This window comes from Amycolatopsis plumensis (assembly GCF_042652605.1).
GTDB lineage: Bacteria > Actinomycetota > Actinomycetes > Mycobacteriales > Pseudonocardiaceae > Amycolatopsis > Amycolatopsis plumensis.
The window spans coordinates 3,561,213-3,580,624 of sequence record NZ_JBHSJY010000001.1 but is presented as its reverse complement, the minus strand read 5'-3'; the positions used below and the strand labels follow the sequence as shown (position 1 = coordinate 3,580,624).

Sequence of the window (19,412 nt, the reverse complement as noted above, 5' to 3'; positions counted from 1 at the left end):
GCAGCCCGTCCGTTGAGGGTGGCGGTGGGGCGGGGTGGGCTGGACCGGTCCGCCGGGACGTTCAGCGGAAGGTGGCCAGCATCCCGGCCACGGCCGCGGGCCAGGTGAACTCCTCGGCCCGCGCCCGGGCGGCCGCTCGGCGCACCTCCTCCGGGCTGTCCAGCAGGTCCGTCACCGCCGAAGCGAAGGCGGGCGCGTGGTCGTCCACCGCCGCGCCACACCCGGGCCGGACGATCTCCCGCAGCGCCGACGAGGCCGACACCACCACCGGCGTCCCGGACGCCAGGGCCTCCAGCGCCGCGAGCCCGAACGTCTCGTGCGGCCCGGGCGCCAGCGAGACGTCCGCGCTGGCCAGCAGCCGGGCGACGTCGCCACGGCCCGGCAGGAAGCCCAGGAACGTCACCGGCAGCCCGCGCGCCCGCCGCTCCAGAGCCCGCCGCCGCGGCCCGTCGCCCGCCACCACCAGCCGGACCTTCACCCCGGCCTCGGTCAGCGAAGCGACGGTGTCCACGCTGCGCTCCACGTGTTTCTCCGGCGACAGGCGTCCACAGTGGACGAGCAGGGTGTCCGCGCCGGAAGCCAGGTCGGTGCGCCAGCCGTCGTCGCGCATGGCGGGCCGGAAGGTCGCCAAGTCGACGCCGAGCGGCACCCGGCGGACGTTCGGCGCGGCGATCCGGTCGAACTCCGCGCGGGCGAACGCCGTCGTGCAGACGACCGTGTCGTAGCTCGCGGCCATCCGCCGGTTCGCGACGTCGGCGACCCGGCGCGCCACCGGCTCGGGCAGCAGGAACTGCTCCAGCAGACGGTCGAGCCGCTCGTGGGAGATCACCGTGCTGGGTACGCCGTGGCGGCTCGCCCAGCCGCCCATCCCGCGCAGCGTCAGCCGGTCGGAGACCTCCAGGCGGTCCGGCTCGAGCTTCCGCAGCACCGCGCGGACCCGGTGCGGGTCGACGGCCCGGTAGCCACCGGTGCCCGGGATCTTCGGCGCGGGCAGGGAAAACCGGCGCACCCCCGTGGGCAGGACTTCGTCGGCGTACCGGGTGCCGGGCACCACGAGCGTCACCTCGTGCCCGCTGGCGACGTACCCGGCGCCGAGGTGGTGCAGCGCGGTGCGCAGCCCGCCCGAGCGTGGCCCGTAGAAGTTGGCGAGCTGGACGATGTGCATGGTCAGGCCGCGCGGGCGGCCCGGCCCTGCACGGCTTCGTAGTGGTCCATCAGCTCGCGGCAGACGGCGGGCCAGGTCCGGCCGAGCACGACCTTGCGCGCCTTCTCGCCGAGCCTCGCGCGCAAAGCGGCGTCACGCAGGGCGCCGACCTTCTCGACGAGCGCCGGCCCGAACTGCTCGCGTTCGGCGGGCAGCAGGTAGCCGGTGCGGCCGGGCAGCACGAGGTCCTTCGGGCCACCGGCGTCCGGCGCGAGCACCGGCAGGCCGGACGCCATGGCCTCCTGCACCGCCTGGCAGAACGTCTCGTGCGGACCGGTGTGGACGAAGACGTCGAAGCTCGCGTACGCCTTCGAAAGGTCTTCGCCGTACTTCGCGCCGAGGAAGGCCGCGCCCGGCAGCTGCGCCCTGAGGCTTTCGAGTTCGGGACCGTCGCCGACGACGACCACCCGGATCCCCGGCATCCCGGCCAGCGCGGCCAGCCGGTCGACCTCCTTCTCCGGGGCCAGCCGTCCGACGAACCCGACGAGCAGCTCGCCGTTCGGCGCCAGTTCGGCCCGCAGCGCCGCGTCGGCGTGGTCCGGGGAAAAGCGCTCGATGTCAACACCGCGGGCCCACCGGTGCACCCGCGGGACGCCGTGCAGCTCCAGCTGCTCGACCGAGTCGCTGGACGGCGCGAGGGTCCGGTCGGCCCGCGAGTGCAGCCGCCGTACCCAGCGCCACGCGGCGCGGGCGGCGATGCCGAAGCCGTACGCGGCGGCGAACCCGGCGATGTCGGTCTGGTAGACGGCGATCGAGGGGACGCGCAGCCGTCTCGCGGCGGCGAGCCCGCGCGCGCCGACCACGAACGGCGAGGCCAGGTGCACGACGTCCGGGCCGAACGCGGTGAGCGCGGTGAGCACGGTGCGCGTCGGCAGGCCGATCGGCAGGGAGCTGACCCCGGGGACGTCGAGCGCGGGGATCCGGACCACCGGGGCCCCGCGGTAGGAGTCCGGGCCGGGGCCGGGCGCGATGATCAGCACGTCGTGCGCGCGTTCGCGCAGGTGCTCGACGACCCGGAGGACGGAGTTGGTCACGCCGTTCACCTGGGGCAGGAAACTTTCGGTGACTATGGCGACTCGCACGTCATGGACGATCGCACCCGATCCTGGCGCTCGTGTGACACTCGGGCCAACGGTGCCGGAACAGATCGGCTACGACATGTCATCTCAAGGTCGTGTGCCGGAAACCCGGGTGGCCCAGACTAAGCAGGCATGACCCTCTTGTCCTCACGGCCGCCGCGGCCCGTCGAGCCCGGTCTGCTGTCGAGGGCGCTCGAAGTGGCCGGGCGGCTGGCCAACGACGCCACCGACGTGATCACCGCGACCGCCGGCCGCGGCGCGCACCCTTCGACGCTGGATTCGCCGTTCGACTGGGTCACCGACACGGACCGGATCCTGGAGCGCCACACCCGCCGCGTCCTGACGGCGGAGTTCCCGGGCATCCCGGTGGTCGGCCACGAGTTCGGCGCGGATCACGGAGCGGACGTCGCGGAGTACCGCTGGGTGGTGGACTCGGTGGACGGCACGGCGAACTACGTGGCCGGGGTGCCGTGGTGCGCGTACAGCTTGGCGCTGGTGGACGCGGCGGGCCCGGTGGTGGGCGTGGTGGCGGACCCGTACCGCGCCCAGATCTACGCGGCGGCGCGCGGCCGCGGAGCCCGCGCGAACGGCAAACCGGTGCACCTGACCGACCGCTGCGTCACGGCGGGCTCGCTGGTGTGCACGGAACTGGCCCGCACGGGTCCTTGGCCGGGAATGGGCGGCTTCATCGAGAGAGCGGCGGCGGCCCACGCGGGCGTCCGCGTGCTCGGGTCCGCGGCGCTGTCGATCGCCCAGGTGGCGTTGGGCCACGCGGCGGCGGCGGTGCTGCACAGCTACCACGAGTGGGACGTGGCGGGCTCGGTGGCCATGGCCATCGAGGCGGGCGCGGTGGTCCTGGACAAGCACGGCGAGGACACGGCGTTGCCGACGGACGGCCTGCTGGTGGCGGCCCCCGGGGTGGCGGACGAGGTCCTGGGCTGGTGGCAGGAGACGGCGGGCTGAATCGGGTTGCGCCGGGGGCGAAGATCGAGCCATGCCGACGCTGCCCACACCACGGCTCACGCTGGTGCCTTTGTCCGACGATCACCTGGAGCTGGAGTACGAGCTGGACTCGGATCCGGCGGTGATGCGGTACCTGACCGGCCGCGCCTCGACCCGGGAGGAAGTCTCCCGGATGCACGCACGGCGGATGGCCACCGCGCCGGGCTTCGGGTTCTGGATGGGTTTCGCGGGCGAGGAGTTCGTGGGGTGGTGGCTCCTGCGCCCGCCGAACGGCCCGGACCAGCCATATGCCGAAGGAGAGGCGGAGCTGGGGTATCGGCTGCTGCGCCGGCATTGGCGGCAGGGGTACGCCCGTGAGGGATCGTTGGCGGTGCTCCGGTACGGCTTCGAGGAGCTGGGGCTGAACCGGATTTTCGCCCAGACGATGGCGGTGAACACCCCTTCCCGGGCAACGATGGCCTCGGTGGGCATGACGTTCAAGCGAGCGTTCATCTCGGCCGGCGAGTACGACGACCCGATCGAGGGAGCGGAGCAGGGCGAGGTCGAGTACGAAATCACGCGCCAGACGTGGCTGGGCACGCCCGCCCCAGCCGCGTCATGAATGACTCATTCCTGACCCCAGACGCAATGAATGAGTCATTCACTGCGCCACCACAACGCCCACCGGACCGGTTTGCCCGGTTCAGCGGAGCGCCCCTGCCTTGGGGTGAGGACAACAGCTGCCCCGAAGGCGAGGGATCGCCTGGCCAACAGGCACCCGCCCTACACCTCCCCCGAACCTCGTCCCAGCCGCAGTCAGCACCGGAGAGCCGGGGTCAAGGGTGAGCGAAGCGAATCGCGAAGCGACGCCGAAGGCGCCCTTGAGGCCGGCTCTCCGGTGTTGAACAATCAAAGGACGAGGAGCGGGGGAAACCCCGGCAGCCCACTCACCGGCGCCCAAACCCCAGCCCCGGCAGCCCCAGCTCAGACAGCCCCAGCTCAGACAGCCCCAGCTCAGACAGAAGAAGCAACCGAAGCCCGCTTACCCTGCCGCCGAATCCACCAAAGCGCCGGCCCAGCCACCACCCAGGTGAAAAACACAAAGCTCCCCAACGGCAGCAACGTCAAAGCCGCCGACCGCCCAGCCACCCGAGCCAGCTCCGGATCAGAAGCGTCGTACTCGATCCGCACCAGCTGCCCGGCCGCCAGCCCATCCGGGTACAGCACCCCGTTGGCCGGACTGTGCACGATCCCGTCCGGCGTCTCGAAGTGGATGATCGTCCGGTCGAAGGCCACCGAGTCCACCGTGGCCGTCGCCGTCCCCATCTGCGCGGAGATCGCGCTGTCGTTCCGGATCGCCGCGAACAGCAAGCAGCCGCACATCACGGTGAGGAGCGAGGCAACGCCGAGGATGACCCACCACCCGACGCGCCTCGCCCGCTCACCTCTCGTGCTCACGCCGCGAGCGTAGCGTTCCGGCTCAGCCCGCGTGTGAAGCGGCGAGGAACCGGTGGTTCTGCTGGATCTGGTCGTACGACCGAGGCTTCACGGAACCCGGAGCGGCGGAACGCAGCGCCGCGGGAGCAGCGCCGTTCGGGCCCACCGCCGGCTTGCCCGCCGTGTACAGCCACGTCTGGAACAGGTCGTGCAGCGGCTTGCCCGAGATCTTCTCCGCCAGCGCGATGAACTCGAGGATCCGCCCGTCCTTGCCGCCCTTCGTGGCCTGCCAGGTCTGCAGGATCTTGAAGAACGCCTCGTCGCCGACGGCCGTCCGCAGCGCCTGGAGCGTCAACGCGCCCCGGTCGTAGACCGCGTTGTCGAACTGGTTGTCCGCTCCGGGGTCGGCCGGGACGAGCTTCCACAGGTCGCCGTCGGCCGGGTTCGAGTCGTACGTGTACTGGGCCAGCTCGGCGACCGTGCCCTCGCCCTCGTGCTCCGACCACAGCCACTCCGCGTACGACGCGAAGCCTTCGTTCAGCCAGATGTCGCTCCAGCGGCCGAGCGAGACGTTGTCGCCGAACCACTGGTGGGCGTTCTCGTGCGCGATCAACGTCGTGTTCGAGCCCGCGCGGAAGTTCCGGGCGCCGTACGTCGGCCGCGTCTGGTTCTCCAGCGAGAAGCCGATCCCGCTGGTCACCACGCCACCCTCGGCCTCGAACGGGTACGGGCCGAACTGGGTCGCCAGGAACTCGTCGATCTCCGGTGTCCGCTCGACGCTGGCCTTCGCCGCGTACAGCGAGTCGCCGAGGTCGGCACCGTAGGCGGTGATGAACGGCTTGCCGTCCGGGGTCGTCGACTGGACCAGCTCGTAATTGCCGACGATGAACGACGTCAGATACGTGGCCTGCGGCTTCGTGCTGCGCCACTGCCAGCGCGTCCAGCCCGCCCGGCTCTTCTGGGTCCGGACCAGCGAGCCGTTGGAGATGGCGACGTTGCCGTCCGGCGCCTCGATCGAGACGTCGTAGGTCGCCTTGTCGGTCGGGTGGTCGTTGGCCGGGAACCACCACGCCGAGCTCTGCGGCTCGTCGATGCCCAGCGCGCCGAAGGAACCCTTCTTCCAGGCGTTGATCCCGTCCACCGTCTCGGTCGACGGCGTGTCCGCGTACGCGACGACGACCGTCGCGGTCTGGCCCTTGAGCAGCGGCTGGGCCGGCGTGACGACGAGCTCGCCGTTGCCGGTCTGGTTCGTGAACTGGGCCGGGCGGTTGTTCACCCGCACGCTGGAGGCCTTCAGCGCGAAGTCCAGGTCGAACCGCGAGAGGTCCTGCGTGGCGGTGAGCAGCAGCGTCGTCGTGCCCGACAGCAGGTCGGTCGCGGGCTGGTAGGTCAGCCGGATGTCGTAGTGCAGCACGTCCGTGCCGCCGTTGCCGGCGTTCGGGTAGTAGGGGTCGCCCACGCCGGGGGCGCCGGGCGAGGGCGCCGCGCTCGCGGTGCCGGCGAGCAGCACCGAGACGACGCCGGCCGCGAGCGCACCGAGGCCGGTGCGCGTTCTTGCACGCATTCGAAATCCTCCAGAGGAGTGAGGAAGCAGCGCGCTCGAACGTAGCCAGCCAGGAAGCACCCAGGAACAGCCGAAGGGAGGTTTCTTGCCTGCTGGGATTCCACCCGGAAAGCGGTTGACGTCAGCGCGCGGAGACGGCCTCGGACACCGCCGCGCGCAGGCGGGCGTGCAGGTCGCGGTGGCGCGTCCGGTCCACTCGCACCTCGACCACCCGCAATCCCGGCGCGGGGGCCAGTGCCGCCCGGAACTCCGTCAACGTCTCCGCGACGACGTGCGGGACGCGATAACCCGCGCACAGGGCGCCCAGGTCGGCGCCGTGCGGCGTGCCGAAGACGCGCTCGAAGCTGGCCGAGTGCTCCGGCGCCCCCTGCTCGAGCAGCGAAAAGATGCCGCCGCCGTCGTCGTTGAGGACCACGATCGTCAGGTCGGGACGCTGCTCGGCGGGCCCGGTCAGCAGCCCGGACGCGTCGTGCAGGAACGTCAGGTCACCCAGCAGCGCGTACGACGGCCCGCGGTGGACGTACGCGGCGCCGATGGCCGTCGAGACCGTGCCGTCGATGCCCGCGACGCCGCGGTTGCGGTGCACGAGGACGTCCGGACGCAGCCGGCCGGCCAGCGCCACGTCCCGCGTCGGGTTGGACGAGCCGACGACCAGCAGCGAGTCCGGGGGCAGCGCGTCCACCAGCTCGGTCGCCACCCGCAACCCCGACGGCCACGGCTCCTCGGCCAGCGTCGCCGCCACCGCGGACGCGGCCGCCGCGTCGGCCCGGCGCCAGCTCGCCAGCCACTCCGGGTCGGCGGGCTTGGTCGGCTCGTCGAACCACTGCCCGACCTGCCGGACGTTGTGCGCGGGCGCGGGCCAGTCCGAGTCCGGGCGCACCAGCAGCACCTCGACCGAGGCGTCCGAGAGGACCTGCTGGATCTGCCGGAACACCGTCGGACGGCCGAGGCAGAGCACCTGCTCCGGCTTGTGCCTGCTGATGAACTCCTCGACGGCCAGCAGCCACACCCCGGACGAGATCGCCGTGCCGCCGGACAGCCCGATCCCGCCGGTCTCGGAGATCACCGGCCAGCCGTGCTGCTCGGCCCACTCGCTGGCCGCCTGGACGCCGGTGTCGCACGCGATGACCAGGCCGTGCCGCGCCGAGGGCACCACGAACGACGGCAGCGCGCCGAAGTCCGGCAGCTCGGTCCAGCGGGAACCGTCGGCTCGGCCGTCCAGGGACTCGTACCACTCACCGGTGTCGTCGAGGTCCGGCACGAGCGGCTCGCGGAACGGGATGTTCAGGTGCACCGGCCCGCAGCGCCACTCGCCGTAGGCGGCGTTCCAGGCCCGGCAGATCTGGCTGCGCCAGTACGAGTTCTGGCCGGCCCGCCGCTCGGCGACGGCCAGCTCGTCGAAGTAGCGGACGGCGTCGCCGTAGAGCTGGTGCTGGTCGATGACCTGCGACGCCCCGGCGGCCCGCAGCTCGGGCGGCCGGTCGGCGGTCAGCACGATCAGCGGGACGCCGGCCCGGTCGGCCTCCAGGACGGCGGGGTGGAAGTTCGCGGCCGCGGTGCCGGACGTGCAGAGCACGGCCACCGGCCGTCCGGTGCGCGCGGCGATGCCGAGCGCGAGGAACGCGGCCCCGCGCTCGTCGATGCGGACGTGCAGCCGGAGCTTCCCGGCGGCCGCCGCGTCGTACAGCGCGATGGACAGCGGCGCGTTGCGGGAGCCCGGGCAGAGGACGACGTGGGAAACGGTGTTGCGGACGAGTTCGTCGACGATGACCCTGGCCTGCGCGGTGGAAGGGTTCACCGGCAGGCCTCGCATCCGTCGCCCGCCGACGCACTCTTTACCGCGGAGGCGGCAGCCAGCACAGCAGATATGTCCACAGGTCCTATCCTCGCAAACGTGGATGACGCCCGAGTTTCCGAGCTGTTCGACCCCGCCGCGTGGACCGAGGTCGAAGGTTTCGCCTTCACCGACATCACCTACCACCGTTCCGCTGAGAACCGGGGCGGCAAACGCGTGGTGCGCATCGCGTTCGACCGCCCGGAGGTCCGCAACGCCTTCCGGCCGCACACCGTCGACGAGCTCTACCGGGCCCTCGACCACGCCCGGATGAGCGCCGATGTCGGCTGTGTCCTGCTCACCGGGAACGGCCCGTCGCCCAAGGACGGCGGATGGGCGTTCTGCTCCGGTGGTGACCAGCGTATTCGCGGACGCTCCGGGTATCAGTACGCGAGCGGGGAGACCTCCGACACGGTGGACCCGGCGCGGGCCGGCCGGCTGCACATCCTCGAGTGCCAGCGGCTCATCCGCTTCATGCCGAAACCGGTGATCGCGGTGGTGCCGGGCTGGGCCGCGGGCGGCGGGCACTCCCTGCACGTCGTGTGCGATCTCACCCTCGCCTCGGCCGAGCACGCGAAGTTCAAGCAGACCGACGCCGACGTTGGCTCGTTCGACGGCGGCTACGGCTCGGCGTACCTGGCGAAGATGGTCGGGCAGAAGTTCGCCCGCGAGATCTTCTTCCTCGGCCGGGAGTACTCCGCCGAGCAGATGCACCACATGGGGGCGGTCAACGCCGTCGTTCCGCACGCCGACCTGGAAAAAGAGGCCTTGACCTGGGCGTGGGAGATCACCCGCAAGTCGCCGACGGCGCAGCGGATGCTCAAGTACGCGTTCAACCTCACCGACGACGGCCTGGTCGGCCAGCAGCTGTTCGCCGGCGAAACCACCCGGTTGGCCTACATGCAGGACGAGGCCGTCGAAGGCCGTGACGCCTTCCTCCAGAAGCGCGACCCCGACTTCAAGGACGTCCCCTATTACTACTGAGCTGCTCCCGGTCCACCTCGACGGCTCGCCGTCCGCGCTGACCAGGCTCAAGGACGCCCTCGCGGACGCGCTGGGCGGGGGCCCGGCGGTGCTGCCGTTCACCGACCCGGCCCTGCGCGACGCGATGGCCCCGGACGAGCCCGCCGAACCGGGCACCGCCGTGGTCATCGCCACCTCGGGCTCGACCGGCGCCCCCAAGGGCGTGCTGCTGTCGGCCCGCGCGCTGACCGCGTCCGCCGAGGCCACGCACGCCCGGCTCGGCGGCCCCGGGCACTGGCTGCTGGCGACCCCGGCGCAGTACATCGGCGGGCTGCAGGTGCTGGTCCGGTCGCTGCTGGCCGGAACGACCCCGGTGCTGCTGACCGGCACCGGCTTCCGCCCGGACGACTTCGCGGCCGCGGCGGCGAAGCTCGAGGGCAGCCCGCGCTACACGGCGCTGGTGCCCACCCAGCTGGTCCGCCTGCTCGACGACGGCGGCGCCGGGCTGGCCGCGGCGAGGACGTTCGACGCGATCGTGGTCGGCGCGGCCGCGACCCCGCCCGCCCTGCGGGAACGCGCCGCCGACGCCGGGGTCCGGATCGTGCCCGCGTACGGCATGAGCGAGACGGCCAGCGGCTGCGTCTACGACGGCTTTCCCCTCGACGGCGTCCGCGTCGACGTCGACGGCGACCGGATCCGCATCGCCGGAGACGTCCTCGCGCACGGCTACCGGCTTCGCCCGGACCTGACCGCCGAGTCGTTCTCGGACGGCTGGTTCACCACGTCCGACCGCGGGATCCGGCACGAAGACGGCCGCATCGAGGTCCTCGGCCGGGCCGACGACATGATCAACACCGGCGGCGTGAAGGTGTCGGCGAACGCGATCGAGCGGTGCCTCTGCGCGCAGCCCGGGGTGCGCGACGCGTGCGTCGTGGGCGTGCCGGACCCGGAGTGGGGCGAAGCCGTGGTGGCGCTGGTCGTCCCGCGGGGTGAGCACGGCGACCTGCGCGCGGCGGTCCGCGCGGAGCTGGGCGCGGCGGCCACCCCGAAGCGCATCGAGTTCGGCGCCGAGCTGCCGCTGCGCGGGCCGGGCAAGGTCGACCGGGCCGCGGTGCGGAATCGGTTCGGATCGATTTCGAACGGCTGAATGGCGGCACTTCCTTGACATTCACGGCGCGCGGCCGCTTGGCTACCCACCATGACGCGCCTGATTCGCACCGCCCTGATCAGCACCGTCGTCGCCCTGGGGGTCCTCCTTCCTGCGGGTGCGGCGCTGGCCGACGGTCCCACCGCGGACCCGAACAGCGGCTCGCTCGTCCTGCAGGTGCCGTCCACCGACTGACCCGGGCGAACCGGGACCGTGCCGCCCCCTCGACGGCATGGTCCCGGCCCCGCTCCCGCGACCGCTCACTCACGCGGTGTGTCCACCACCGTGCCGTACGCATCGTGGTGAAACCTTGCAGCCCGCTTGAACGAGCTGGTCGAATGCACTGCCGGCCCGCCACGGGGCCGGTGGCCGCGGGGAGGGCGCAGGGGTGGAGTTCCGGTTGCTGGGCACGGTCGAAGCGCGCCAGGACGGCAGGCCGGTGGATCTCGGGCCGGTCCGGCAGCGGTCGGTGCTGGCGGCCCTGCTCGCCGACGCGAACCGGATGGTGCCGGTCGAGCAGCTGATCGACCGCGTGTGGCCGGAGAACCCGCCGCTGCGGGCGCGCGACACGCTGTACAGCTACCTGTCCCGGCTGCGTGGCCTGCTGGCCGGCGGCGGGCTGGAGATCGAGCGGCTCGGCGGCGGCTACCTCCCGCGCGTCGACCCCGACGCGGTCGACCTGCACCGGTTCCGCCGGCTCGTCGCCGAGGCGCGCGAGGCCGGAGACGACGAGACCGCCGCCGTCCTCTTCGAGCGGGCCCTCGCGCTCTGGCGCGGGGAAGCGCTGGCCGACGTCGGCACCGAGTGGGCCGACGAGCTGCGCCGCGATCTGCGGGCCGAGCAGTGGGCGGCGGAGCTCGACCACGCCGACGTGCGGCTGCGCCAAGGCCGGCACGCCGAACTGCTGGCGGAACTGACGTCGTGGACCCGCGAGCATCTCCTCGACGAGCGGCTCGCGGGCCAGGTCGTGCTGGCCCTCTACCGCTGCGGCCGCCAGGCCGACGCCCTCGCCCACTACGAGCAGCTGCGCCGGCGGCTCGTCGAGGAGCTGGGCGCCGACCCCAGCCCGCCGCTGCGGGAGCTGCACCAGCGGGTCCTCCGGGGCGATCCGGAGCTGACCGCGGCGGGAACCGAGCCCGACGCGGTGCCGCACCACTTCCCCGCGGCACCGCCGTCGTTCATCGGCCGGACCGGCGAGCTCGCCGCGCTCACCGCCGCGTCCCGTCCCGAGGGGGACGAGAGCCGCGTGGTGCAGATCTCCGCGCTGGCCGGCGCGGGCGGGGTCGGCAAGACCTGGCTGGCCCTGCACTGGGCACACGCCCACCGCGAGCGGTTCCCGGACGGCAGGCTGTTCGCCGACCTGCACGGGTTCTCCCCCGCCGGTGCGCCGCTCGAGCCGTCCGTCGTGCTGCGCGGGTTCCTCGGCGCGCTGGGTGTCACCCCCAGCCGCATCCCGCCCGACCAGGACGCCCAGGTCGCGCTGTACCGGAAGCTCGTCGACGGCAAGCGGGTGCTGGTCGTGCTGGACAACGCGGCGAACGCCGACCAGGTGGTCCCGCTGCTGCCGGGCAGCCCGGCCGGCACGACCATCGTCACCAGCCGTCGGCACCTCGCCCCGCTGATCACCCGCTACGGCGCCCGGCACCTGCAGCTCGACATCCTCAGCCACGCCGAAGCACACGCCCTGCTGGCCGAACGCCTCGGCGAGGCCCGGATCGCCGCCGAGCCGGCCGCGGCCGAAGCGCTGATCAGCCTGTGCGGGCGCTATCCGCTGGCGCTGGCCATCATGAGCCGCCACGCGCACACCCGGCCGCACATCCCGCTCGCCGAGTTCGCCGCCGAACTGCGCGACCTCGGCCTCGACGCGCTCGACCACGAAGATCCCACGGTCAGCCTGCCGACGGTCCTGTCGTGGTCGCTGCGGGCCCTCACCAGCGAACAGCGCACCTTGTTCGCCCTGCTCGGCATCGCGCCCGGAGCGGACATCGGACTGCCCGCCGCGGCCGCGCTCGCCGGCACGTCCCCGCGGCGGACCGCCAGGGTGCTGAGCATGCTGGAGGAGGCCTCGCTGCTGACTCGCCGCGCCGGCGGCCGTTACGCGATGCACGACCTCATCCGCGACTACGCCACGGCCACCGCCGAGCGGGACTTCCCGCGCGAAGAGCGTGACGCCGCGCTGCGCCGGGTGATCGACTTCTACACCCACACCGCGCACGCGGCCGACCACCGGCTGGATCCGCACCGCACGGTCGTGCCGCCCCCGGCCCCGGCACCCGGCGCCGAACCCGGCTCGCCGCCCGACGACTCCGGCGCCATGACGTGGTTCGACGGCGAGCACGCCAACCTCCTGGCCGCCCAGCGCACCGCCGCGGCGCTCGGGTGGCACGACGCGGTGTGGCACCTGGCGTGGGGACTGCACACCTTCCAGAACCGGCGGGGGCGGCTCCACGACCGGCTCACGGTGTGGCAGGCCGCGATGGGCGCCACCGCGCACCTGGCCGACCCGGCCGCGGGCATCCGGGCGCACCGGCTGCTCGGCGACGTCTTCCTCTGGTTCCGGCGGCACGACGAGGCGGTCAAGCACCTGCACGAGGCCATCGCCCTCGCCGAACACCACGAAGACGCCACGGAAGAGAGCCTGGCCCACCACAGTCTTTCGTGGGCTTGGCAGCTGCAGGGCGACGACCACGAGGCACTCGCGCACGCCTCCCGCGCGCTGGAGCTCTTCCGCGTCGTGGGCCAGCGGGTCTGGGAGGCGCGCGGGCTCAACCAGGTGGGCTGGTTCGCCGCCCGGACCGGCGACTTCGAGACCGCGCGCGACCACTGCACGGCCGCGCTTGCCCTGCACCGGGACCACGGCGACGCCCACGCCGAGGCGGACACCCTGGACAGCCTCGGCTACATCGAGTTCCACACCGGCCACCACGCCGAGGCGATCGGGCACTACCAGGCCGCCCTCGCCCTCTACCGTGAGAGCGGCAACACCTTCCAGGTGGCCGACACCCTCGACCGCCTCGGCGAGCCGCACGCCGCTCTCGGCCACCACGACGACGCCCGCACGGTGTGGCGCGAAGCACTCGAGATGTACCGGCAGCAGGACCGGCCCCACGACGCCGAACGCGTCCAGCGGCAGCTCGACGCCCTGGACGGCGACCGGTCCGGGCTCCCCGCCGCGCGCTGATCACCATGGCGTTGAATGGCGCCATGGCGAGCTTGAGCGAGTGGATCGAAGGGGCCCGGCCGCGGACGCTGCCCAACGCGGTGGCGCCGGTGGTGGCGGGGGTCGGCGCGGCGATCGCGCTGGACGCCTTCTCCTGGTGGCGGTCCGTGCTGGCGTTGCTGGTCTCCCTCTCGCTCATCGTCGGCGTCAACTACGCCAACGACTACTCCGACGGCATCCGCGGCACGGACGAAAACCGCGTCGGCCCGCTGCGCCTGGTCGGTTCGAAGGTCGCCGCGCCGAAGGCCGTGCTGACCGCCGCGCTGGTCTCCCTGGGCCTGGCCGGAGTGCTCGGCCTGGTCCTGGTGGCCGTCAGCGGGCACTGGTGGCTGCTGGGGATGGGCGCGCTGTGCATCCTCGGCGCGTGGTTCTACACCGGCGGCAAGAAGCCCTACGGCTACTACGGCTTCGGCGAGATCGCGGTGTTCGTCTTCTTCGGCCTGGCCGGCGTGCTCGGCACGGTGTACGTCCAGGCGGGCCGGGTCAGCTGGGCGGCGCTGGCCTGCGCGGTCGCGGTCGGCTGCTTCTCGACGGCGGTCCTGACGGCCAACAACCTGCGTGACATCCCGACCGACATCGAGTCCGGCAAGCGCACCCTGGCGACGCGCCTGGGCGACCAAGGCACCCGGCGGCTGTACCTGGCCCTGATCGCGGTGCCGTACGTGCTCACCCTGGTCCTCGGGTTCACGCTGCACGCGCTCACCGCACTCCCCCTGCTCAGCGCGCCGCTGCTGATCCAGTCGGTCAGCGCGATCCGCCACAACGCGACCGGCCGCGACCTCATCCCGGCCCTGCGCGACACCGGGCTGGCGATGCTCGCCTGGGCGGTGCTGGCCGCGGTCGGGCTGAACCTCTAAAGCTCGGGGAACTTCCCGGTCGCGAGGAATTCCTCGAACAACGCCGTGTGCGGCGCGATGTCGAGGTTCTGCTGGGCCAGCCACTCGTCGTTGTAGTAGGTGTGCGCGTACCGCTCGCCGCCGTCGCACAGGAGCGTCACCACGCTGCCCGCCTGGCCGTCCTCGACCATCCGGGAGATGAGCCGGAAGGCGCCGTACAGGTTCGTGCCGGTCGAGCCGCCCGCCCAGTGGCCGGTCCGCTCGCGCAGCAGCCGGATCGCCGCCAGGGACCCGGCGTCGGGGATCTGGAACATCTCGTCGATCACGCCCGGCACGAACGACGGCTCGCAGCGCGGCCGTCCGATGCCCTCGATCCGCGAGGGCATGCCGGTGCCGTAGTCGAGGGCGCCGGTCTCCCAGGCGCCGTAGAACGACGAGTTCTCCGGGTCGACGACGCAGACCTTCGTCGTGTGGCGCTTGTAGCGGACGTACCGGCCGAAGGTCGCGCTCGTGCCGCCGGTGCCCGCGCCGACGACGATCCACTTCGGGATCGGGTGGCGCTCCGAGCGCATCTGCGCGAACACCGACTCGGCGATGTTGTTGTTGCCGCGCCAGTCCGTCGCGCGCTCGGCGTAGGTGAACTGGTCGAGGTAGTGCCCGCCGCACTCGGCCGCGAGCCGCTCGGCCTCCGGGTACATCGCCGGGGCCTGGTCGACGAAGTGGCACTCGCCGCCGTAGAACTCGATGAGCGCGATCTTCTCCTTCGAAGTGCGCCGGGGCACGACGGTGATGAACCGCAGGCCCAGCATCCGCGCGAAGTAGGCCTCGGACACCGCGGTCGATCCGCTGGAGGCCTCGACGAGCACGGTGTCCGGCCCGATCTGGCCGTTGACCAGCCCGTAGAGGAACAGTGACCGGGCCAGCCGGTGCTTCAGGGAGCCGGTCGGGTGCACCGACTCGTCCTTGAGGTACAGGTCGATGCCCCACTCCGGGGGCAGCGGGAAGACGTGCAGGTGCGTGTCGGCGCTGCGGTTGGCGTCGGCCTCGATGATCCGGACGGCCTCGCGGACCCAGCTGCGGTTGTGCGGGCGGCTCATTCCGGCTGCCCGGCGGCGTCCCCACGCAGCTGCGCGCGCAGCTCGGCCCGGGCGCGGGCGCGCTTCTCGTTGCGCTTCGCCAGCCCGGCGGTCACGCGGGCGTTGAGCGGGCGGAACAGCAGCAGGCCGAGCGGCAGCCCGACGACCAGGCCGATCAGCAGGGCGACCAGCAGCGGAACGCCGGTCAGGGACAGCGCCCACGCGATCACCCCGACCAGCACGAACCGCGCCAGCAGGTACAGCGTCAGGTCACGGGGCAGGTGGCCGGCCTTCTCGTCGCTCACATCAACGCAGGCTACGCCCCGCCCGGCCGGTCCTTCTGCAGGCCCGCGTTGTTCGGGCGGCCCTCGAACCGCGTCGAGAGCACCACGGTCGTGTTCGTCCGGCCGACGCCGGGGATGCGGCGCAGCCGGCCCAGCGTCCGCTCCAGCTCGTCGACGGTCGACACGCGCACCTTGACGACGAAGGCCTCGTCACCCGCCACCGCGTAGCAGCTCTCGACCTCGTCGAGCTCGGCGAGCGCGTCGGCGACGTCGTCCTCCGTCGCGGTGTCGGTCGGGTGGATGCTGACGAGGGCGGTGACGCCGAGGCCGACCGAGCTCGGGTCGACGACCGCGTGGTAGCCGGTGATCACGCCGGCGGCCTCCAGCTTGCCCACGCGCTCGTGCACCGACGACGCGGACAGCCCGACGGCTCGTCCGAGATCGGCGTAGGTGGCCCGTCCGTTGATGCGCAACGCTGCGATGATCTTCCGGTCCAACTGATCCACGAGGATCACTCTATGCGGTTGGACAATCCCCCATTGGCACCACGCCTCGCCGCCACCGGCCGGGAGAGGGCCGTCTCCGCACGTCAGGTCACCGCAGGGTAGTTGCCGAGGACAAACAACCTGTCCGTTTTGACCTTTAAGGGCTCTTTACTCAGAGACAACCGTTCGAGTACCCGACGGGTGAAGTGCAACGATTGCCTTGTTGGCTACCCCGGCGCGACGGGCAGAAGGGCCCGGACGCCTCCGGTATAGCAGTGAGTTCGTTAAGGAGGCGGAAAATGACCGCGACGATGGGCGGACGCCTGCTCACCCCTGGCGAGGTGGCAGCGCTGTTCCGAGTGGACCCGAAGACGGTGACGCGGTGGGCGACGGCGGGCCGCATCGGCTCGATCCGCACGCCAGGCGGGCACCGGCGGTTCCGGGAGTCCGAGGTCAACGAGCTCCTCGCCGAGCTGACCACCGACGCCAGCGAACCGGCTCGCAACGCCTGAACCATCCGGACGCCAGGGCCGTGTCGGGTACGGGAACCCACCCGTCCCCGGCACGGCCTTCGTGCGCCACCGGCCCGGCTTCAGGCCCACCACACGGCCGGACCGGTTAACCTCGGGGGACAGGCAGCCATACGGAAGGATCCGGCATGCTCGCTCTGCTCGCGGCGGTCGGCGCGCTGGTCGTCGCCCTGCTCCTGTGGCGGTCGTTCGCCGGCCAGCGGATCGGGGTGACCTCGGCCCCGCGCCGGGCCCCGCTCGCCCCGGACGACGACCCCGACTTCCTGCGTCAGCTGGCCGAACAGCAACGCAAACGCCGGGACGAAGACCTTTAGGAACCCCTTTACCTTCGCTGCCCCGTCCCGGCTGCAGTGAATGACTCATTCCTGGCGTCAGACGCCAGGAATGAGTCATTCACTGCGCTCGAGGCTCAGCGGTAGCCCTGGGAAAGCGGGGTGGCGAAGCCGTCGGCGACGGTCGCCGCCAGGTCCAGGAGGGCCAGGCGGGTGTCGCCGGACAGGCGGTCCAGCTCGATCTCGGCGCCTTCTTCCAGGTGCGGGTCGAACGGCACCTTGCAGACCGCCCGGACCTTCGCGCCGAAGTGGGCCGACAGCTTGTCGAGGTCGACCGAGCCGCCCTTCGGCCGGACCGAGTTGATCACCGCCACCGAGCGCTTGACCAGCTCGCCGTAGCCGTGCGCCTCGAGCCAGTCGAGCGTGGCCGAGGCGCTGCGGGCGCCGTCGACCGAGCCGGACGAGACCACGACCAGCGCGTCCGCGACGTCCAGGACGCCCTTCATCGCCGAGTGCATCAGGCCGGTCCCGCAGTCGGTGAGCACGATGTTGTAGAAGTGCTCCAGCAGGTTGACCGTGCGCCGGTAGTCGTCCTCGGAGAAGGCCTCCGACACGGCCGGGTCCTGCTCGCTGGCGAGGATCTCCAGCCGGCTCGAACCCTGGGACGTGTAGGACCGGACGTCGCTGTACCGGGTGATGCGGGCGGCATCACGCAGCAGGTGGCGGACCGTCGCGGTCGTCTCCAGCGGGATCTTCTGCGACAGCGTGCCGCGGTCCGGGTTGGCGTCCACCGCCACCACGCGGTCGCCGCGCAGGGACGCGAACGTCGAGCCCAGCGTGGTCGTCACCGTGGTCTTGCCGACGCCGCCCTTGAGCGACAGCATCGCGATCTTGTAGCACCCGCGCAGCGGCTGGTTGACGCGGGCGATGAGCTCGCGGCGGCGGGTGTCCGCCGGGCTCTCCCCGGGTTGACCAGCTTCCCGGAGCCGACGTAGAGCGCCTTGCGCCAGCCGGACTGCGGCGGCCGCTTGGTCTGCTTGACCAGGTGCGCGGTCGACAGGTCGTGGCCGTGGCCCGGGCCGGGCTGCGGCGCCGCGTGCCGGCCGCCCTGGGGCTGCGGCAGCCCGGACGGCGGCTGCTGCGGGTACTGGGCCTGGGCCTGGGCCTGGTACTCCTGCGCCGGGTCGCCGTACTGCGGCTGCAGCGGCGGGAGGTTCTGGTCGTAGCCGTAGGGCACCTGGTGCGGCCCCGACACGGCGGGGTTGGGCACCTGGTGCGGGCCCGACACGGCCGGGTTGGGCGGCGGCACCGCCTGGGTCGGCTGCACGTCGAACGCCCCCGACGTCTCGGGGTGCGGGTGCGAGTCCGTCCGATCGTCGGCGAACAGCCCCGGCTGCGGCGCCGCAGCAGCCGGTTCAGCCTGTTCGGGGTGGCCTGGAGCCGATTCTTCGCTGGGTCCGGTCACCGGTGAAAACCTCCACGCGCTCCGCCTGACACTCCGCCCCCGGTGTCGACGGTAGTCGGCGGACGCGCGGGCTGCTCAGCCCACCCCGGCGTAGGAGTGCAGGCCGACCGAGACGAGGTTCACGAAGAACAGGTTGAAGATCATCGCGGCGAACCCGACGATGTTGATGATCGCGGCCCGCGTCCCGCGCCAGCCCGCCGTCGCCCGCGAGTGCAGGTAGGCCGCGTAGACGACCCAGGCGATGAACGCGCAGGTCTCCTTGGGGTCCCAGCCCCAGAACCGGCCCCACGCCGACTCCGCCCAGACCGCGCCGCAGAGCACGCCGAAGGTGAACACCGGGAAGGCGAAGATGGTGGTCCGGTAGGCGATCCGGTCGAGGACGTCGGCCGCGGGCAGCTTCGGGGCGAAGCGGGCGAACTTCACAGTGCTGTTTTCAAGACTGTCCTTGGCTGTGCTTTTTTCGTAGGCCGCGCGGAACAGGTACAGCACGCTCGCGACGCCCGGCACCAGGAAGACGCCGGAGCCGATGATGGCCGCGGCGACGTGGATGACCAGCCAGTACGACTGCAGCGCGGGCTGCACCGGCGCCGCGGTCGTGTACAGCAGCGTGCCGTTGATGAACATCAGGATCACGACGGGCAGCAGCAGAAAGCCGGTGAGGTGCCGGACCGGGAACTTCTTCATGACGATCAGCCAGGTCACCACCGTGATGAAGGTGACGGCCATGCCGTACTCGTACATGTTGCCCCACGGCGCGCGGTGCACGGCGAGGCCGCGCAGCACGATCGCCGTCAGCTGCAGCAGCGCGCCGAGCACGAGCAGCGCCGCGCCCATCCGGCCGATCCGCTCGGGACGGCCGACCTCGCGCTGCGCGGCCGGGACCTCCTCGACCGGCGGCCCACCGGCGCCGACGAGCTCACGGGCCCGCAGCTTGGCGCGTTCGGTGGCGAGCCGGCCCTTGGCGCCGAAACCCTGTTCGACCAGCGTCATCATCAGCGCGACGACGTAGATCGCCGCGGCGGTCGTGTACAGCCAGTCGCTGTAGGTCGAGAGCGTCTCGTTGATCGGCATGCC

At 72.2% G+C, this 19,412-nt stretch carries 18 protein-coding genes and 1 pseudogene; 9 read left to right on the top strand and 10 right to left on the bottom strand.

Annotated features, from left to right (window positions below; translation table 11 throughout):
* Window positions 1-61 precede the first annotated feature (61 nt).
* Window positions 62-1,165, bottom strand: a complete 1,104-nt coding sequence (locus tag ACFPLC_RS17330) for a glycosyltransferase (RefSeq protein ID WP_378189331.1) — start codon at window positions 1,163-1,165, stop codon at window positions 62-64.
* A 2-nt stretch (window positions 1,166-1,167) separates the two neighbouring features.
* A complete protein-coding gene (locus tag ACFPLC_RS17325) occupies window positions 1,168-2,286 on the bottom strand; it encodes a glycosyltransferase family 4 protein (RefSeq protein WP_378235862.1) in 1,119 nt (372 codons plus the stop codon).
* Between the two features lie 129 nt (window positions 2,287-2,415).
* Here ACFPLC_RS17325 and ACFPLC_RS17320 point away from each other — a divergent pair, with 129 nt between their 5' ends.
* Both ACFPLC_RS17320 and ACFPLC_RS17315 read left to right on the top strand, forming a co-directional pair.
* Window positions 2,416-3,246, top strand: coding sequence for an inositol monophosphatase family protein (locus ACFPLC_RS17320; protein WP_191311482.1), 831 nt, complete (start codon window positions 2,416-2,418; stop codon window positions 3,244-3,246).
* Between the two features lie 31 nt (window positions 3,247-3,277).
* Window positions 3,278-3,847 (top strand): GNAT family N-acetyltransferase, encoded by a 570-nt coding sequence (locus ACFPLC_RS17315; protein WP_378189333.1) that lies wholly within the window; start codon window positions 3,278-3,280, stop codon window positions 3,845-3,847.
* A 392-nt stretch (window positions 3,848-4,239) separates the two neighbouring features.
* Here the strand turns inward: ACFPLC_RS17315 and ACFPLC_RS17310 are convergent, their stop codons facing one another.
* From ACFPLC_RS17310 to menD, 3 genes are all read right to left on the bottom strand, one after another.
* On the bottom strand, window positions 4,240-4,683 hold the full coding sequence (locus tag ACFPLC_RS17310) for a DUF3592 domain-containing protein (protein ID WP_378189334.1): 444 nt from the start codon (window positions 4,681-4,683) through the stop codon (window positions 4,240-4,242).
* 22 nt (window positions 4,684-4,705) lie between these two features.
* Window positions 4,706-6,226 (bottom strand): M1 family metallopeptidase, encoded by a 1,521-nt coding sequence (locus ACFPLC_RS17305; RefSeq protein ID WP_378189335.1) that lies wholly within the window; start codon window positions 6,224-6,226, stop codon window positions 4,706-4,708.
* 121 nt (window positions 6,227-6,347) lie between these two features.
* A complete protein-coding gene (gene menD, locus ACFPLC_RS17300) occupies window positions 6,348-8,024 on the bottom strand; it encodes a 2-succinyl-5-enolpyruvyl-6-hydroxy-3-cyclohexene-1-carboxylic-acid synthase (protein ID WP_378189336.1) in 1,677 nt (558 codons plus the stop codon).
* A 96-nt stretch (window positions 8,025-8,120) separates the two neighbouring features.
* Here menD and ACFPLC_RS17295 point away from each other — a divergent pair, with 96 nt between their 5' ends.
* The 5 genes from ACFPLC_RS17295 to ACFPLC_RS17275 all read left to right on the top strand — a co-directional run bounded on the left by ACFPLC_RS17295 (window position 8,121) and on the right by ACFPLC_RS17275 (window position 14,247).
* Entirely contained in the window at window positions 8,121-9,044 is a 924-nt protein-coding gene (locus ACFPLC_RS17295) for a 1,4-dihydroxy-2-naphthoyl-CoA synthase (RefSeq protein WP_191311472.1), read from the top strand.
* 1 nt (window position 9,045) lies between these two features.
* On the top strand, window positions 9,046-10,170 hold the full coding sequence (menE, locus tag ACFPLC_RS17290; protein ID WP_378189601.1) for an o-succinylbenzoate--CoA ligase: 1,125 nt from the start codon (window positions 9,046-9,048) through the stop codon (window positions 10,168-10,170).
* A 51-nt stretch (window positions 10,171-10,221) separates the two neighbouring features.
* Window positions 10,222-10,365 carry a hypothetical protein gene (locus ACFPLC_RS17285; protein ID WP_191311470.1) on the top strand — a complete coding sequence of 48 codons (144 nt, stop codon included), beginning with the start codon at window positions 10,222-10,224 and terminating at the stop codon, window positions 10,363-10,365.
* A 193-nt stretch (window positions 10,366-10,558) separates the two neighbouring features.
* Window positions 10,559-13,351: an AfsR/SARP family transcriptional regulator gene (locus ACFPLC_RS17280; protein ID WP_378189337.1), complete on the top strand. Its 2,793-nt coding sequence runs from the start codon at window positions 10,559-10,561 to the stop codon at window positions 13,349-13,351.
* 23 nt (window positions 13,352-13,374) lie between these two features.
* The gene (locus tag ACFPLC_RS17275) at window positions 13,375-14,247 is read left to right on the top strand and encodes a 1,4-dihydroxy-2-naphthoate polyprenyltransferase (protein WP_378189338.1); all 873 of its coding nucleotides are present in this window, start codon (window positions 13,375-13,377) and stop codon (window positions 14,245-14,247) included.
* Here the strand turns inward: ACFPLC_RS17275 and cds1 are convergent.
* Genes cds1 through ACFPLC_RS17260 form a run of 3 tightly spaced genes read right to left on the bottom strand, consistent with a single transcriptional unit; the run spans window position 14,244 to window position 16,092 of the window.
* The gene (cds1, locus tag ACFPLC_RS17270; RefSeq protein ID WP_378189339.1) at window positions 14,244-15,323 is read right to left on the bottom strand and encodes an L-cysteine desulfhydrase Cds1; all 1,080 of its coding nucleotides are present in this window, start codon (window positions 15,321-15,323) and stop codon (window positions 14,244-14,246) included. The two genes, ACFPLC_RS17275 and cds1, sit on opposite strands and share 4 nt — an antisense overlap.
* Window positions 15,320-15,607, bottom strand: a complete 288-nt coding sequence (locus ACFPLC_RS17265) for a DUF4229 domain-containing protein (protein ID WP_378189340.1) — start codon at window positions 15,605-15,607, stop codon at window positions 15,320-15,322. The genes cds1 and ACFPLC_RS17265 overlap by 4 nt, the downstream gene beginning before the upstream one ends.
* A gap of 11 nt (window positions 15,608-15,618) precedes the next feature.
* Window positions 15,619-16,092: an Lrp/AsnC family transcriptional regulator gene (locus tag ACFPLC_RS17260; protein WP_191311466.1), complete on the bottom strand. Its 474-nt coding sequence runs from the start codon at window positions 16,090-16,092 to the stop codon at window positions 15,619-15,621.
* Window positions 16,093-16,370: 278 nt separating this feature from the next.
* Between ACFPLC_RS17260 and ACFPLC_RS17255 the strand changes: the two genes are divergently transcribed.
* Window positions 16,371-16,583 (top strand): BldC family transcriptional regulator, encoded by a 213-nt coding sequence (locus ACFPLC_RS17255; RefSeq protein ID WP_003081896.1) that lies wholly within the window; start codon window positions 16,371-16,373, stop codon window positions 16,581-16,583.
* A 146-nt stretch (window positions 16,584-16,729) separates the two neighbouring features.
* Window positions 16,730-16,915 (top strand): hypothetical protein, encoded by a 186-nt coding sequence (locus tag ACFPLC_RS17250; RefSeq protein WP_091303901.1) that lies wholly within the window; start codon window positions 16,730-16,732, stop codon window positions 16,913-16,915.
* A gap of 95 nt (window positions 16,916-17,010) precedes the next feature.
* Here ACFPLC_RS17250 and ACFPLC_RS17245 read toward each other — a convergent pair.
* Both ACFPLC_RS17245 and ccsB read right to left on the bottom strand, forming a co-directional pair.
* A pseudogene (locus ACFPLC_RS17245) lies at window positions 17,011-18,338 on the bottom strand (MinD/ParA family ATP-binding protein).
* Between the two features lie 75 nt (window positions 18,339-18,413).
* On the bottom strand, window positions 18,414-19,409 hold the full coding sequence (gene ccsB, locus ACFPLC_RS17240) for a c-type cytochrome biogenesis protein CcsB (protein ID WP_378189343.1): 996 nt from the start codon (window positions 19,407-19,409) through the stop codon (window positions 18,414-18,416).
* Window positions 19,410-19,412 lie beyond the last annotated feature (3 nt).